The following is a 15,592-nucleotide window of genomic DNA, read 5'->3' on the forward strand; positions in this document are numbered from 1 at the left end:
GGCCCGGGGTACGCCCCGACGCCGCCCTTCCCGCCGGCCGCGTGAGGTGCGCTCACTCCCACTCGATGGTGCCCGGCGGCTTGCTGGTCACGTCCAGCACCACCCGGTTCACCTCGGCCACCTCGTTGGTGATCCGGGTGGAGATGCGGGCGACCACCTCGTAGGGCAGTCGTGACCAGTCGGCGGTCATCGCGTCCTCGCTGGAGACCGGGCGCAGCACCACGGGATGCCCGTAGCTGCGCCCGTCGCCCTGCACGCCGACGCTGCGCACGTCGGCGAGCAGCACCACCGGGAACTGCCAGACGCCGCGGTCCAGACCGGCCGCGGTCAACTCCTCCCGGGCGATCAGGTCGGCCCGACGCAGCAGGTCGAGCCGCTCCTGGTCGACCGCGCCGATGATCCGGATGGCCAGGCCGGGGCCCGGGAACGGGTGCCGCCAGACCATCGCCTCGGGCAGGCCCAGCTCCAGGCCGAGCGCCCGGACCTCGTCCTTGAACAGCGTGCGCAGCGGCTCGACCAGCGCGAACTTCAGGTCCTCGGGGAGGCCGCCGACGTTGTGGTGGCTCTTGATGTTGGCGGTGCCGGTGCCGCCGCCGGACTCGACCACATCCGGGTAGAGGGTGCCCTGGACCAGGAACTCCACATCGCCGTGCGAGGCGATCTCGCGTGCGGCGGCCTCGAAGACCCGGATGAACTCCCGGCCGATGATCTTGCGCTTCTGCTCCGGGTCGGTCACGCCGGCCAGCGCGCCCAGGAACCGGTCCGCCGCGTCGACCACCTTCAGCTTGATGCCGGTGGCCGCCACGTAGTCCTTCTCGACCTGCTCCGCCTCGCCGGCACGCAGCAGGCCGTGGTCGACGAAGACGCAGGTGAGCTGGTCACCGACCGCCTTGTGCACGAGCGCCGCGGCGACCGCCGAGTCCACCCCGCCGGACAGGCCGCAGATGACCTCCTTGTCGCCGACCTGGGCGCGGATCCGGGCCACCTGCTCGTCGATGATGTTCTCAGCCGTCCACGTCGGCTCGATGCCGGCGATGTCGTACAGAAAGCGGGTCAGCATCTCCTGGCCGTGCGCGGTGTGCCCGACCTCCGGGTGGAACTGCACGCCCGCCCGGCGACCGGCGACGTCCTCGAACGCGGCCACCGGCGCGCCCGCCGACTCGGCGGTCACCGTGAAGCCCTCGGGCGCCTCGGTGACGCAGTCGCCGTGGCTCATCCAGACCGGCAGGTCGGCCGGCAGGTCGCGGAGCAGCACACCGGGGTCGAGCAGGCGGGGCCGCAGCGGGGTGCCGCCGTACTCGCGATTGCCCGTCCGCGCGACCGTTCCGCCGAGCGCCTGGGCCATCGCCTGGAAGCCGTAGCAGATGCCGAAGACCGGCACGTCGGCGGTGAACATGCCGGCGTCGATCTGCGGGGCGTCCGGCGCGTAGACGCTGGACGGGCCGCCGGAGAGGATGATCGCGGCCGGGTTCTTCGCCAGCATCTCGGCGACCGGCATCGAGTGCGGCACGATCTCGGAGTAGACCTTCGCCTCGCGGACCCGGCGGGCGATGAGCTGGGCGTACTGGGCTCCGAAGTCCACCACGAGGACGGGGCGAGGCAGGCTCATGTGCAGAAAGCCTACCGACAGTCACCGCCGCCCCCGGCACCGGCTCGCCCGCAGCGCGCCACCGGGTCGGGTCAGGGCCGCAGGGCGGCGGGAGCGCCGGCGGGGACGGCGGGGGTGCGCGGCGGGACCGGGTCCACCCGAAGGTACGGGCTGCCGAGCGGGGGGCGCGGGTCGGGCTGGTCCCGATTGGGCCAGAGGGACATGGCCCGCTCGGCCTGAGCGGTGATCGTCAGCGACGGGTTGACGCCGAGGTTGGCCGAGACCGCCGCGCCGTCCACCACGTGCAGCCCCGGGTGCCCGTACACCCGGTGGTAGGGATCGATCACGCCGTCGGCCGGGGTGGCCCCGATCACCGCGCCACCCAGGATGTGCGCGGTCATCGGGATGTCGAACGGCTCGGTGAGCGAGCCGCCGGGCGTACCGCCGATCTGCTCGGCCAGCAGCCGGGCGGCCGTGTTGCCGGCCGGGATCCAGGTCGGATTGGGCGCGCCGTGACCCGGGCCGGTGACCAGCCGGCGGCCGAGCGCGCCACGCCGCCACCGGGTGCTCAGCGAGTTGTCCGCCGACTGCATCACCAGGGCGATCACCGTCCGCTCCGACCAGCCACGCACCGAGAGCATCCGCGCGGCCAGGCCCGGCTGCCGCACGATGCTGCCCAGCCAGCGCCGGACCCGGTGCGGACCCCCGTCGACCAGCAGCGACTGGAGCAACCCCATCGCGTTGGACCCCCGCCCGTAGCGGACCGGCTCGACGTGCGTCTGCGGGTCGGGGTGGAACGAGCTGGTGATCGCCACCCCCTCGGTGAAGTCCAGCCGCTCCGACCGGGCACGCTGGCGCGGCACCGAGGCCCCCAGGATCGCCTCCGAGTTGGTCCGGGTCAGCTCGCCCAGGCGCGGCGAGAGCCCCGGCAACGCGCCGTCGGTCTTCATCGCGTGCAGCAGCCGCTGGGTGCCGAGCGCCCCGGCCGCGAAGACCACCTGGTCGGCCTGGAGCACCTGACGACGGCGACGCAGCCAGGCCCCGGTGCGTTCGGTGTGCACCTCGTACCCGCCGCCGGCGGCCGGCCGGACGGCCGTCACCGTGGTCAGCGGGTGCACGGTGGCCCCCAGCCGCTCGGCGAGCCAGAGGTAGTTCTTGACCAGCGTGTTCTTCGCCCCGTGCCGGCAGCCCGTCATGCACGAGCCGCAGTGCAGGCAGCCGGTGCGCTCCGGGCCGGCGCCACCGAAGTACGGGTCGGCGACCCGCTCGCCGGGGCGGCCGATGTGCACGCCGACCGGGGTGGCGTGGAAGGTGTGCCCCACCCCCATCCGCTCGGCCACCGCCCGCATGGCCCGGTCCGCGCCGGTGTCCACGGGGTACGTGGTGACGCCGAGCATCCGCTTCGCCTGGTCGTAGTGGCGGGCCAGCTCGTCGCGCCAGTCGGTGATGTCCCGCCACTGCGGGTCGGTGTAGAAGGCGGGCAGCGGCTCGTAGAGGGTGTTCGCGTAGACCAACGACCCGCCGCCCACCCCGGCTCCGGAGAGCACCAGCACGCCACCGCCGGATCGCCGGTCGGCAGGACGGAGCAGGGTGATCCGCTGGATGCCGTAGCAGCCCAGCTTCGGCGCCCACAGGAACCGGCGGGCGCGCCACGACGTCTGCGGGAACTCGTCGTCGGCGAACCGCCGGCCCGCCTCCAGCACGCCGACCGAGTAGCCCTTCTCGGCCAGCCGGAGCGCGGTGACGCTGCCGCCGAAGCCGGACCCGATGACGATCACGTCGTACCGCATGAACGCATCATTACCGGTGAGTAGCGCTCGCGCCAGCGGCAGTTTCGCGCGATCATGCTCCGGCCGACCGACCCGGCGCCTTCCGGCCGCAACCCGGAGCACCCGTCGGAGCGTTGTTCCGGATACGGGTGGAAGGAAATCCAAGATGGTCCTCGGATCGATGGCACCGCGTCGACGGTGGCTGCTGCTGGGGCTGGCGGCCCTCGCCATCGTCGCGCTGGTCGCGGCCGGGGCGGTGGTGGTCACCCGGCTGACCGGCGGCAGCACCCCCGAGGGTGCGGCACCGCCCGGCTCGCCGAGCGCGCCGCCGGCCGGCACACCCAGCGCCAGCCCGACCGGGCCGCCGCCGGGCGCCAACATCACCGGGCCACTGAACCTGCTGCTGGTCGGGGTGGACACCCGGGTCAGCGTGCCCGGCTGGGAGCCGCACGCCGACGCCGTGCTGGTGCTGCACGTGCCCAAGGGGCTGGGCCGGGCGTACCTCTTCTCGCTCCCCCGTGACCTGCTGGTGGACATCCCGGCGTTCCCGAAGGCCGACTACTCCGGCGGAAAGACCAAGCTCACCCACGCGATGAGCTTCGGCAGCCGGGTGCCGGGAAAGCCCAAGCAGCCGAGCGCCGCCCAGGGGTACGAGCTGCTGCGCAGCACGGTCAGCGGGTACACCGGTCTGCGCATCGACGCCGGCGCGGTGCTCACCTTCACCGGGTTCGACCGGCTGGTGACCGCCCTGGGCGGCGTGGACGTCTACATCGACCAGCGGGTCGAGTCACTGCACCGCCGGCCCGACGGCAAGTACCGCGAGAGCGCCCCCGGCGGGTACAAAGGGCCGCAGATGGTCTACGAGAAGGGCGACCGGCACCTCAACGGCTGGCAGGCGCTGGACTACGCGCGGCAGCGCTACATCACCGGCGGCGACTACGCCCGGCAGCGCCACCAGCAGCAGCTGATCCGCGCGTTGACCCGCAAGATCCTGGACGAGGGACTGGCCCGGCAGCCCGAGCGGGTCGACCAGGTGGTCGCCGCGCTGGGCGACACCCTGATCTACGTGGGCGGCCGGCGCATCGTCGACCTGGCGTACGCGCTCAGCAACGTCCCGGAGGACCGGTTCGTGCTGGTCGGCCTGCCCGGCTCGGGCGTCGGCAAGGGCAGCGCCTACCGCGGCGAACAGCTCACCAGCGTCGGCCGAAAGTTCATCACCGAGCTGCGCGCCGGTCGCGCCGACGCCTACCTGGCCGCCCATCCCACCCTGCGCGTCAAGGCCTGACCCCGTTCCCCGCGATCGCACCGGATCGCGGGGAACGGGTCGGGATCAGAGGGCCTTGGGGGTGGGAGGCTTCTTCGTGCCGTAGAGCCAGGCGTCGAAGACGGCGTCGAGTCGCTTGCCGGAGATGCGCTCGGCGAGGGCGACGAACTCGGCGGTGGTGGCGGTGCCGTTGCGCTTCTCCGCCGCCCAGGTCTTGACGATCTTGAAGAACGCCTTGTCGCCGACGGCCACCCGCAGCGCGTGCAGGGTCATCCCGCCGCGCTGGTAGACCGACTCGCTGAACAGCTCCTTCGCACCGGGCCGGCCCGGCGGCGTCTTCCACACCTGCGCCGGCACCCGCGCGTACCGGATGTCGAACGCCTGCTCGGCGGTGTACTCCTTGGTGTGCTCGGCCCAGAGCCACTCCGCGTACGTGGCGAAGCCCTCGTTGAGCCAGATGTCCTCCCACTTGGCCAGCGCCACGCTGTCGCCGAACCACTGGTGGGCCAGCTCGTGCGCGACCACCTCGGTGTTCTCGCCCTGCCGGAAGAAGCTGGCGGCGTAGACCGGGCGGCTCTGCGTCTCCAGGGCGTAGCCGATGCGGCTGTCGGAGACCACCACACCGCCGTACGCGTCGAACGGGTACGGCCCGAACACGCTCTCCAGGTAGTCGGCCACCTTGACGGTCTTCGCGATCGACGCGTCCGCCGCGCCCTTGGCCACCTTCGTGGTGACCGCGCTGTACACCGGTCGTCCCTTGTGCTCACCGGTGGTGATCCGGAACTTGCCGATCACCAGCGTGCTCAGGTAGCTGGCCATCGGCGACTTCTCCGACCACTTCCAGGTGGTCCAGCCGTCCTTGCTGGTCTTGCCGCCGGGTACGCCGTTGCTGACGGCGGTCACGCCGTCCGGTACGGTGATCTCGAAGTCGTAGGCCGCCTTGTCGGAGGGGTGGTCGTTGACCGGGAACCAGGTGCTCGCGGACTCGGGCTGACCGAGCGCGATGGCGCCGTCGGTGGTGTGCAGGAACCCGCCGTCGCCGAGCACCTCGTTCTTCAACGGCTTCGGCTCCCCCTCGTACCCGATCTCGGCGACGAAGCCGTTGCCGGCGATCAGGCCGGCGGCCGGCTTGATCACCAGCTCGTTCTTCTCCCGGGTGTGGGTGGCCGGGGCGCCGTCCACGGTGACCGACTTGACGGTCAGGCCGGCCAGGTCGAGGTTGAACGTCGACAGGTCGGCGGTCGCGGTTGCCTGCACCGTGGCCGTGCCGGTCAGGTGGTCCTTCGCCGGGTCGTAGCGCACCTTGACGGTGTACCGCCCGACGTCGTAGCCGCCGTTGCCGTAGGTGGGGAAGTAGGCGTCACCGACCCCGGCCGCGCCGGGAGTGAACGTCCGCGACGGCGTCGGGGAAGCGTTCGCTGTCGGCGCCGCCTCCGGGGCCGCCGAGTCGCATCCGGACAGCGCGAGCGCCCCGGTCACCAGCAGACCGACGCCAACCCGCAGCCTGCGCCCCGTCACCCACATCACGAGCCCTCCCCAGTACGGCGGAGGCGGCCTGCGCCGCTCCACGCGAAGGGCGCCTGCCCGCCGATCGCAGGCGGCAGCCTATCGACCGACGATCACGGGCCCGTCACGGCAGGGTGGGCGCCGCGCCGCCCACCAACCAGGCGTCGAAGAGCGGGCGCAACTGCCGGTTCGCCACCCGCTCCGCCAGCGCCACGAAGTCCGACGTGGTGGCGTTGCCCGCCGCCCGCTCATCGGTCCAGGTGCGCAGAATGCGGAAGAAGGTGTCGTCGCCGACGGTGCGACGCAGCGCGTGCACGGCGAGCGCGCCGCGCTTGTAGACGGCGGTGCCGAACATCCGCTCCCGGCCCGGCTCGACCGACGGCTGCGACCAGTCGGTCGCCGCGTACTGGAGCTCGAAGTTGCGCTGCGCGGTGCGGCCGCCGTCGTGCTCCTCCCACAGCCACTCCGCGTAGCTGGCGAAGCCCTCGTTGAGCCAGATGTCTCCCCACCTGCTGAGCGACACGCTGTCGCCGAACCACTGGTGGGCCAGCTCGTGCGCGACCACGCCCAGGTTGGGCCGGTCGTCGGCGAAGAAGGCCGGCCCGTAGACCGGTCGGGACTGGGTCTCCAACGCGTAGCCGATCCGGTCGTCGGCGACCACGATCCCGCCGTACGAGTCGAACGGGTACGGGCCGAAGCGCGTGGCCAGGAAGTCGGCGATCTCGCCGGTCCGGGCCAGGGAGCCGGCCGCGCCACCGGTCGCCGGCAGGCTCGCCGCGACCGCGGTGACCATCGGGCGGCCGGCGTGACTGCCGCTCACCACCCGGTAGTCGCCGATCACCAGCGTGGTCAGGTAGCTGGCCATCGGCGCCTTCTCCGACCACGTCCAGGTGGTCCAGCCGTCCCTGCTGGTCTTCGGCCCGGGCACCCCGTTGCTCAGCGCGGACAGGCCGTCCGGGACGGTCACCGCGAGGTCGTAGCCGGCCTTGTCGGACGGGTGGTCGTTGACCGGGAACCAGGTGGCGGCGGAGTCCGGTTGGCCGAGCGCGACCGCTCCGTCGGCGGTGTGCAGGAAACCGCCGCTGCCCAGTTCCCCGTCGGTGCTGGCGGTGGGCACGCCCGCGTACTCCACCACCGCCGTGAACGGCCGGCCGCGTGGCAGCCCGTCGTGCGGAGTCACCGTCAGCTCGCCGTCGTCGCGGCGGTGCTCGGCCGGGGCGCCGCCGACGGTGACCGCGCCGACGTCGAGCCCGGCAAGGTCCAGATTGAACCGGGACAGGTCCTGGGTGGCGGTCGCCGTGATGGTGGCCCGGCCGGTCAGCCGGTCGGTCGCCGGGTCGTAGCGGACGTCCAGGCCGTAGTGCGTGACGTCGTAGCCGCCGTTGCCGCGCCCCGGGACGTACGGGTCTCCGGCGTCGACGGCGCCGGGCCGGAACCCGTCGTCGTCGCGGGTGCAGCCGGCCGCGCCCACCGCCATCGCACAGCTCACCGCGGTGACGGCGACGGCGAGCCGGTGGCGGGCGGACGTCCGTCCGGTCAGGACCATGGGCACTCCTCCTGCGGCCTCCCGGGTCACGACGAGCCTAGCCAGCGCCGGCGGGCAGGAGGCCCGTATCGAAGACCATCAGTTGCTTTCGTTGAATCCAACAAAAGTTGGCTCTGATCAATACTTTCTTTCGGCTTCGACCGACGTTAGTGTCTGTCTCCAAGATGTAACGCGTCCGGAACATTCACACCGGTGGAGTCGGGACGGAACAACCGTTCCGTCCGCACACGGCGTGGACCTGCCCCTTCGACCTCGCGGCACCGCACACTCCGGCCCCGCCGGAAATGCGGAACGGTCGCTCGACGGCGCCCCGCGACCTGACTCTCGTCGCACCTCTGCTGATCGTCATCGACGGCGACCGCCGTCGCGAAAGGTGGAACAGATGCCAGATCACACCGCACCCGACGCCTCCTCTCCCGGCCGGCTCAGCCGCCGGTCCCTGCTCGCCGCCTCGGCCGGCGCAGCCGCCGCGCTCGGAGCGGCCGGCCTGCCCGTCCTCGCGACCGGCACCCCCGCGCTCGCCGACCCCAAGGACAAGGGGAAGAGCAAGCTGCGGGTCGAACCGCTGATCCCGGCGAAGAACCGCGGCATCATCCTCTACAGCGTCCGGGACCGGATCTCCGCCGCGCCCGACGACAGCGGCGTGCCGTACGGCTTCGAGCGGGTTCTCGCCCGGCTCGCCGAGATCGGCTACAAGGAGATCGAGTTCGCCGGCTACACCCAGAGCACGGAGATCCTCGGCCGGCAGATCACCCCGCGGGAGATCCGCAAGATCCTCGACGACAACGGACTGGTGGCCAACGGCACCCACGCCTCGATCCAGCCGGCCACCTTCCAGCAGCAGCTGGACATCGCCGAGGAACTCGGCATGAAGAACATCGGCACCGGCAGCGACCCGACCAACAGCGCGTACAAGGCCGAGTGGGACGCCGCCGCGGACATCTGGAACGAGCTGGGCCGGCAGGCCCGGGCGCGCGGCATGCGGCTCTACACCCACAACCACGACGCCGCGTACAGCTTCCTGATCGACCGTGGCCCACGCGACGACCAGGGCCGGCAGACCCGATCCTCCGGCATCCGCCGGCTCGAATACTTCTTCGAGATCACCGACCCGCGGTACGTCTTCTTCGAACTGGACATCTACTGGGCCTACGTGGCCCGCTACAAGCACCAGAAGTACGTCGACCCGGCGGGCCGCGAGGTGACCGACCTGTTCGACCCGATCCTCACCGTGGCCGACCGGACCACCCGGTTCCCGCTCTTCCACGCCAAGGACGGCGACCGGGACACCAGCGTGCCCAACGGCTACCAGATGACCCCGCTGGGCGAGGGCGACCTCAACTTCCAGCAGTTCTTCCAGACCATCGGCGAGCGGGACTTCCACCACGCCAACTGGGAGATGGACACCGCCCCCGGCGGCACCGAGAACAAGAGCCAGTCCCTGGACTTCGCGGCGACCAGCTACCGCAACATGTCCGACCTGACCATCTACCTCAAGAAGTAGCCGCCGGCGCGGCCCGGGTTCACCGGGGGCGCACACCCCCCGGTACGACGGAGGCCGGCCCCGCGACGAGGCGGGGCCGGCCTTCCGACGTGCGGAGAACGGGGTCAGCGATCGAGAACCAGGCCGACCTTCTGGAACTCCTTGAGGTCGCGGTAACCGCACTTGGCCATCGCCCGGCGCAGCCCGCCGAACAGGTTCAGCTGGCCGTCGGCCTCGTCGGCCGGGCCGAAGAGCAGCTGCTCCATCGAGCCGATCGGATCGCCGGAGACCTCGAACGCGCCCCGCGGCAGCGACGGGTGGCTGGCCGCCGAGTGCCACCAGGCACCACCGGCGGGCGCCTCCTCGCAGAGCGACAGCGGCTCGCCGAGCATCACCGCGTCCGCGCCGCAGCCGAGCGCCTTGGCGATGTCACCCGAGGTCTGGATGTCGCCGTCGGCGATCAGGTGCACGTACCGGCCGCCGGTCTCGTCGAGGTAGTCCCGCCGGGCCGCCGCCGCGTCGGCGATCGCGGTGGCCATCGGCACGCGGATGCCCAGCACCGACTCGGTGGTCGACCACTCGTCGCCACCGATGCCCACGATCACGCCGGCCGCGCCGGTCCGCATCAGGTGCAGCGCGGTCTTGTAGTCCGTGCAGCCGCCGACGATCACCGGCAGGTCGAGGTCGGCGATGAACTCCTTGAGGTTCAACGGCTCGTCGGTGGTCGACACGTGCTCGGCCGAGACGATGGTGCCCTGGATGACCAGGATGTCCACCCCGGCGTCCAGGATCACCGGCGCCAGCGCCAGGGTGTGCTGCGGGGAGACCCGCACCGCCACCGTGCCGCCACCGGCGCGCAGCTCGCGGACCCGCTCGGCGATCAGGTCGGGGCGGATCGGCTCCGCGTACACCTCCTGGAGCCGCTTGGTGGCGCGGGCGTCCTCGTCGAGGCCGGCCAGCTCCTCCAGCACCTTGGTCGGGTTCTCGTAGCGGGTCCACAGCCCCTCGACGTTGAGCACGCCGAGGCCGCCCAGCTCACCGAGCCGGACCGCCGACGCGGGGCTCATCGTGGCGTCGGAGGGGTGGCCGACGCACGGGATGTTGAACGGGTACGCGTCCAGCTGCCAGGCGGTCGAGACGTCGTCGACGTCCCGGGTCCGGCGGCTCGGCACGATGGCGATGTCGTCCAGGTGGTAGCCGCGCTGCGCGGTCTTGCCCAGCCCGATCTCGACCACGTCACGCATGGGGGACTCCAGATTGTTGGGGGATGGTCAGCGGGAGTGGTAGTTGGGCGCCTCGACGGTCATCTGGATGTCGTGCGGGTGGCTCTCCTTGAGCCCGGCCGCCGTGATCCGGATCAGCTGGCCACGCCGGTGCAGCTCGGGGATGCTCTCCGCGCCGACGTACCCCATCGCGGCCCGCAGCCCGCCGGTGAGCTGGTGGGCGACCGCGGACAGGGGACCCCGGTAGGGCACCTGACCCTCGACGCCCTCGGGGACCAGCTTGTCCTCGGCGAGCACGTCCTGCTGGAAGTACCGGTCCTTCGAGTACGACTTGGCCTGCCCCCGGGACTGCATCGCGCCGAGCGAGCCCATCCCGCGGTACGCCTTGTACTGCTTGCCGTTGATGAAGATCAGCTCGCCGGGGCTCTCCTCGCAACCGGCCAGCAGGCTGCCGAGCATCACCGTGTCGGCGCCGGCCACCAGCGCCTTGGCGATGTCGCCCGAGTATTGGATGCCGCCGTCGCCGATCACCGGCACGCCGGCCGGACGCGCGGCCCGGGCCGCCTCCATGATCGCGGTGATCTGCGGGACGCCGACCCCGGCGACGATCCGGGTGGTGCAGATCGCGCCCGGACCCACACCGACCTTGATTCCGTCGGCGCCGGCGTCGACCAGCGCCTTCGCGCCGGCGTAGGTGGCCACGTTGCCGCCCACGATGTCGATGCCGACGTCCTTCTTGAGCTGGCGGACCATGTCCAGCACGGCCCGCTGGTGGCCGTGCGCGGTGTCCACGATCAGCACGTCGACGCCCGCGTCGACCAGGGTGCGGGCCCGCTTGTACGCGTCCTCGCCGACCCCGACGGCGGCGGCCACCCGCAGCCGGCCCGCCTCGTCCTTGGTGGCGTTCGGGTACTGCTCGCTCTTGGTGAAGTCCTTGACGGTGATCAGCCCGCGCAGCCGGCCCGAGTCGTCGACGATCGGCAGCTTCTCGACCTTGTGCCGGCGCAGCAGCTCCAGGGCCTCGTCCTTGCTCACCCCGACCCGGGCGGTGACCAGCGGGGGCCGGGTCATGATCTCGTGCACCGGGGTGTCCGGCTCGGAGACGAAGCGCATGTCGCGGTTGGTGACGATGCCGACGAGCTGGCCGTCGCCGTCCACCACCGGCACGCCGGAGATCCGGTACCGCCCGCACAGCTCGTCGACCTCGCGCAGGGTGTCGTTCGGGCTGGCGGTCACCGGGTTGGTGATCATGCCGGACTCGGAGCGCTTGACCAGGTCGACCTGGAGGGCCTGGTCCTCCAGGGAGAGGTTGCGGTGCAGCACCCCGATGCCGCCCTGACGGGCCATGGCGATCGCCATCCGCGCCTCGGTGACGGTGTCCATCGCGCTGGAGAGCAGCGGGACGGTCAGTTCGATCCCGCGGGTGAGCCGGGTGCGGGTGTTGACCCGGCTGGGAACGACGTCCGACTCGCCCGGCTGGAGCAGAACGTCGTCGAAGGTGAGCCCGAGCGGAACCACCCGGGCCGAGCCGGCCGGCAGCTCGGGCAGGTGGCCGCCCAGCTCGGCGTGCTCGGCGCCGGCCGGAAGGTCGGTGCTGGGCGAATTTTCCACGATTGCTCCCCTGAGCTGCTCGGATCGACTTCAGCGAGGTGGCGCGGGCGGGCACCGGAACGCGCCACGGTGCCGGCGCGTCGTCCCATCGTACCCAGTGAGCTGGGCGACTCCTTCGGTGGCGGGCCGGCCCGGCGCGCGCCCCGGGGGCGGACGCTCCCGCCGTCTTGGGTCTACGGTGAGGGGGTGCACGACGAGCCCATCGACCCGTTCAACGGCGACCCGGCCGATCCGACCGCGGGGCTGGACGACCCGGGCGACGACGCGACGCCGGATCCGCTGACCGACGTCGAGCGGCAGGATGTGCTGGAGGACCTCGCCGACCTGGAGATCTACCAGGCGCTGCTGGCACCCATCGGGGTGCGCGGGCTGGTGATCGAATGCGAGGACTGTCGGGAGCCGCACTACTTCGACTGGGACCTGCTCCGGGGCAACCTGCGACACCTGCTCAACTCGGGCCGGCCCCGGGTGCACGAGCCGGCGTACGACCCGGACCCGGACCACTACGTGACCTGGGACTACGCCCGCGGGTACGCCGACGGGGTGCACGACACCCTGACCGAGGGCACCGAGGACGAAGCGGGCACGTCCCCCTCCACCGACTGACCACGCGGTGACCGCGCCGGTGTTCGAGCCGGCAGGATCGTGCGGCGACAAGGAAACAGTGGCCTCCCGGTTCGGGGAGACCACTGCATCACGGTCAGGCGCGCGCCGCGGCTGACTGGTGGATCAGGCGACCAGGCCGGCGCGGAACCCGGCGGCCACGGCGTGCGCCCGGTCCCGGGCGCCGAGCTTGCGGAACAGCCGACGGGCGTGGGTCTTGACGGTGTCCTCCGAGACGAACAGCTCCCGGCCGATCTCCGCGTTGCTCTTGCCCTCGGCCATTCCCAGCAGCACCTGGAGCTCCCGCTCGGTGAGCCCGATCGACGCCCGGGCGGGCCGGGCGCTCGGGGCGGGCCGGGGCGGCTCGGTCTGGTCGGCTTCCGGCTCACCGTTCGGCGACTCGACCTCGTCGTCGCCGCGCTGCACCGGCACGGACGGCACACCCGCCGGCCCCTCGTTGGGCGGGGCACCCCGGCCGGGCTCACCCGCGCCGCGTACCGACGGCGCGGAGCGCCCGCCGACCGCCGCGGTGTCCCGGGCCGGATCGGTGATCCGTTGCCGGGACGCCCGGCCGGGCGCGGTGAGCAGCAGCAGTGCCTTGGCCACGGCGCTGGTCAGGTCGTGGTCGGCATTCTGGATGAGGCCCCGGGCACCGGCGCTGATGGTGGCCGCCGCCGCCTCGGCCTCCTCGGCGCCGAGCAGCACCACCGCGGCCTGCGGGGCGCGGGCCAGGACCCGGCGGACGAAGCCCGCGCTGTCCGGCCGGGTGAGGGCCGTGTCGGCCAGCACCACGTCGGCCGGCCGCTCGGCCAGCCGCAGCATCACCTCGGGATCGGAGACGGCGGTACGAACGATCGCGGACAGACCCAGCCGCGCGGCGGCCGAGGTCAGGTGCTGGGCCGCGAGTGGTGTCCGAACGCACACAAGAACGGTACGCACAGTGATCTCCTTTCCGTCAACGAGCAGACCATGACGGGGTCGGCTGGGGAGGGGGTTCCCGGCAATCCTCCGAACTTTTCCGACAGATAGGGCAAAAGCCGCAATATCCAGGGCGTTCTCGATCACAGACGTGTGAGTCGGGTACAGCCCGGGTACCGAGAAATCCAGGCCGGGAACGGTGCGCCTGCGCGGCCCGCCGCCCGGAAGCCGGCCACAAGGATCTCGCGGTGCCGCGCGGGAGGAGGGGTGCTGATGTCGAACGTACGTAGACTGCCCGGACCCATCGTCGATCTCTGGGACTGGCAGCGGCTCGGTGCCTGCCGAGGGCGGGACAGCGCCCAGTTCTTCCACCCCGACGGCGAGCGGGGTTCCTCCCGACTGCGTCGGGAGTCCGCCGCCAAGTCCGTCTGCCGCGCCTGCCCGGTCCGTGCCGAGTGCGCCGCGCACGCCCTGTCGGTCCGCGAGCCGTACGGCGTGTGGGGCGGCTTCAGCGAGTCCGAGCGGCTGCGCCTGCTCGCCGTCGGCTGGGAGGACCTGGCGGACCGCCGGCAGTCCCGGGTCGACGTGGCACGCCTGGAGGCCCGGCTGGGCCGCCCGCACAAGTCCACCGTCCCGGCCCAGCGGAACGTCGCCTGACCCCGGGCACACCCCCCTCGAACGAGCCGCGAACCGCGCCCCGACCCGGGGCGCGGTTCGCGCCTTCCCGCCGCAGGCGCGCTTTGCGCCTTCCCGGCCGCGGGCGCGCTTTGCGCCTTCCCGGCCGCGGGCGCGGCTTGGCGCCTTCCCGGCCGCAGGCGCGCATTGCCGCCTTCCCAGCCGCAGGCGCGGCTTGGCGCCCTCCCAGCCGCAGGCGCGCATTGCCGCCCTCCCGCTGCGGGCGCCGCAGATCTTGGACAGTTTCCGTTCGTGCGGAACGGAAACTGTCCAAGATCTCCACGTGCGGCCCCGCACCGCCGCGCGGCCCGCCTCAACCGGCGGGAACCGGGGTGCTCAGCGGACGGTGACGGTGACCGTGTGCCAGCCGGTGGCGCCGTCCGGGACGACGCCCTGCTTACGCTCGGTCTGGGTCGCACCGGTCGCGTCGGTCGCCCGGACCTGGAGCCGGTGCTCACCCGGCGTGGCGTCCCAGCGCCACGACCACTGCACCCAGGTGTCCACCGACACCGTCGGGGCCAGTTCCGCCTCCTGCCAGGGCCCGCCGTCGACGCGTACCTCGACTCGGCGGATGCCCCGGTGCTGCGCCCACGCCACCCCGGCAACGGTGACCGGGCCGGTCGTCAGCCGGTTGCGCGCCCGGGGCGCGTCGATCCGCGACTGGGTCTTGATCGGCCCCTCGACGGACCAGCCCCGCGGCACCCAGTACGCGTCGAAGTCGGCGAATCGGGTCAGCTCCAGCTCGGTCACCCACTTGCAGGCGGACACGTAGCCGTAGAGGCCGGGCACCACCACCCGGACCGGGAAGCCGTGCTCGACCGGCAGTGGCTCGCCGTTCATGCCGATCGCCAGCAGCGCGTCCCGCCCGTCGCGGAGCGCCGCGGTGGGGGTGCCGCACGTCCAGCCGTCGACCGAACGGCCGACGACCTGGTCGGCGTCCTCCTCCGGCTCGACCTCGTCGAGCAGCTCGCGCAGGGGTACGCCGAGCCAGCGCGCGTTGCCGATCAGGTCCCCACCCACCTCGTTGGAGACGCAGGCCAGCGTGATGTACCGCTCGACCAGCGGCCGGGCCAGCAGGTCGGCGTAGCTGTAGGTGCGCTCGGTACGGACCCGCCCGTGGATCCGCAGCCGCCAGGTCGCCGGGTCCACCTGCGGCACCACCAACGCGGTGTCGATGCGGTAGAACCCGAAGTTCGGGGTGACGTACGGCGCGAGCTGGGCCATCGAGAGGTCCGCGCCCGCCGGCAGGGCCGGTGCGGGGACGGCCGGCGCGGGCAGCCGGATCGCCTCCCGGGCGGCGGACACGCCGCGCCGCCCGGCCAGCCAGCGCCCGCCGAGACCGGCCACCGTGGCGGTGCCGAGCAGCACCCCGGCGCTGGTGAGGAACCGCCGCCGGGACTCCGGGT

Annotated in this window: 12 protein-coding genes; 4 read left to right on the top strand and 8 right to left on the bottom strand. The window is 72.5% G+C overall.

Annotated features, from left to right (window positions below; genetic code table 11):
• Nucleotides 1-52: 52 nt before the first annotated feature.
• Together guaA and EAD98_RS24790 are read right to left on the bottom strand one after the other, a co-directional pair.
• Nucleotides 53-1,609: a glutamine-hydrolyzing GMP synthase gene (guaA, locus tag EAD98_RS24785; protein ID WP_121656401.1), complete on the bottom strand. Its 1,557-nt coding sequence runs from the start codon at nt 1,607-1,609 to the stop codon at nt 53-55.
• A gap of 71 nt (nt 1,610-1,680) precedes the next feature.
• A complete protein-coding gene (locus EAD98_RS24790) occupies nt 1,681-3,378 on the bottom strand; it encodes an FAD-dependent oxidoreductase (protein ID WP_121656402.1) in 1,698 nt (565 codons plus the stop codon).
• 145 nt (nt 3,379-3,523) lie between these two features.
• On the opposite strand from EAD98_RS24790, the gene EAD98_RS24795 reads away from it, so the two are divergent.
• Nucleotides 3,524-4,642, top strand: coding sequence for an LCP family protein (locus tag EAD98_RS24795; RefSeq protein ID WP_121656403.1), 1,119 nt, complete (start codon nt 3,524-3,526; stop codon nt 4,640-4,642).
• Nucleotides 4,643-4,687: 45 nt separating this feature from the next.
• Here EAD98_RS24795 and EAD98_RS24800 read toward each other — a convergent pair whose 3' ends face one another.
• Both EAD98_RS24800 and EAD98_RS24805 read right to left on the bottom strand, forming a co-directional pair.
• Nucleotides 4,688-6,145, bottom strand: coding sequence for a M1 family metallopeptidase (locus tag EAD98_RS24800; RefSeq protein ID WP_121656404.1), 1,458 nt, complete (start codon nt 6,143-6,145; stop codon nt 4,688-4,690).
• Between the two features lie 106 nt (nt 6,146-6,251).
• The gene (locus EAD98_RS24805; RefSeq protein WP_233578297.1) at nt 6,252-7,604 is read right to left on the bottom strand and encodes a M1 family metallopeptidase; all 1,353 of its coding nucleotides are present in this window, start codon (nt 7,602-7,604) and stop codon (nt 6,252-6,254) included.
• 451 nt (nt 7,605-8,055) lie between these two features.
• On the opposite strand from EAD98_RS24805, the gene EAD98_RS24810 reads away from it, so the two are divergent.
• Nucleotides 8,056-9,177: a sugar phosphate isomerase/epimerase gene (locus EAD98_RS24810; RefSeq protein WP_121656406.1), complete on the top strand. Its 1,122-nt coding sequence runs from the start codon at nt 8,056-8,058 to the stop codon at nt 9,175-9,177.
• A gap of 104 nt (nt 9,178-9,281) precedes the next feature.
• On the opposite strand, the gene EAD98_RS24815 is transcribed toward EAD98_RS24810, so the two are convergent.
• Together EAD98_RS24815 and guaB are read right to left on the bottom strand one after the other, a co-directional pair.
• Entirely contained in the window at nt 9,282-10,400 is a 1,119-nt protein-coding gene (locus EAD98_RS24815; RefSeq protein WP_121656407.1) for a GuaB3 family IMP dehydrogenase-related protein, read from the bottom strand.
• 27 nt (nt 10,401-10,427) lie between these two features.
• The gene (guaB, locus tag EAD98_RS24820; RefSeq protein ID WP_121656408.1) at nt 10,428-11,990 is read right to left on the bottom strand and encodes an IMP dehydrogenase; all 1,563 of its coding nucleotides are present in this window, start codon (nt 11,988-11,990) and stop codon (nt 10,428-10,430) included.
• 186 nt (nt 11,991-12,176) lie between these two features.
• Between guaB and EAD98_RS24825 the strand changes: the two genes are divergently transcribed.
• Entirely contained in the window at nt 12,177-12,596 is a 420-nt protein-coding gene (locus EAD98_RS24825) for a DUF5319 domain-containing protein (RefSeq protein ID WP_121656409.1), read from the top strand.
• A 123-nt stretch (nt 12,597-12,719) separates the two neighbouring features.
• On the opposite strand, the gene EAD98_RS24830 is transcribed toward EAD98_RS24825, so the two are convergent.
• Nucleotides 12,720-13,532: a response regulator transcription factor gene (locus tag EAD98_RS24830; protein ID WP_121656410.1), complete on the bottom strand. Its 813-nt coding sequence runs from the start codon at nt 13,530-13,532 to the stop codon at nt 12,720-12,722.
• A 252-nt stretch (nt 13,533-13,784) separates the two neighbouring features.
• Between EAD98_RS24830 and EAD98_RS24835 the strand changes: the two genes are divergently transcribed.
• Nucleotides 13,785-14,168 (top strand): WhiB family transcriptional regulator, encoded by a 384-nt coding sequence (locus tag EAD98_RS24835; protein WP_121656411.1) that lies wholly within the window; start codon nt 13,785-13,787, stop codon nt 14,166-14,168.
• A 354-nt stretch (nt 14,169-14,522) separates the two neighbouring features.
• Here EAD98_RS24835 and EAD98_RS24840 read toward each other — a convergent pair.
• On the bottom strand, nt 14,523-15,592 hold a 1,070-nt coding region (locus EAD98_RS24840), incomplete at its 5' end, for a molybdopterin-dependent oxidoreductase (protein ID WP_147457484.1).

Source organism: Micromonospora sp. CV4, assembly GCF_003667455.1.
Lineage (GTDB): Bacteria > Actinomycetota > Actinomycetes > Mycobacteriales > Micromonosporaceae > Micromonospora.

What these genes read in the sequence shown, in the direction of transcription:
- guaA (WP_121656401.1), bottom strand. Translation starts at nt 1,609, where the DNA reads ATGAGCCTGCCTCGCCCCGTCCTCGTGGTGGACTTCGGAGCCCAGTAC.
- EAD98_RS24790 (WP_121656402.1), bottom strand. Translation starts at nt 3,378, where the DNA reads ATGCGGTACGACGTGATCGTCATCGGGTCCGGCTTCGGCGGCAGCGTC.
- EAD98_RS24795 (WP_121656403.1), top strand. Translation starts at nt 3,524, where the DNA reads ATGGTCCTCGGATCGATGGCACCGCGTCGACGGTGGCTGCTGCTGGGG.
- EAD98_RS24800 (WP_121656404.1), bottom strand. Translation starts at nt 6,145, where the DNA reads ATGTGGGTGACGGGGCGCAGGCTGCGGGTTGGCGTCGGTCTGCTGGTG.
- EAD98_RS24805 (WP_233578297.1), bottom strand. Translation starts at nt 7,604, where the DNA reads ATGGCGGTGGGCGCGGCCGGCTGCACCCGCGACGACGACGGGTTCCGG.
- EAD98_RS24810 (WP_121656406.1), top strand. Translation starts at nt 8,056, where the DNA reads ATGCCAGATCACACCGCACCCGACGCCTCCTCTCCCGGCCGGCTCAGC.
- EAD98_RS24815 (WP_121656407.1), bottom strand. Translation starts at nt 10,400, where the DNA reads ATGCGTGACGTGGTCGAGATCGGGCTGGGCAAGACCGCGCAGCGCGGC.
- EAD98_RS24835 (WP_121656411.1), top strand. Translation starts at nt 13,785, where the DNA reads ATGTCGAACGTACGTAGACTGCCCGGACCCATCGTCGATCTCTGGGAC.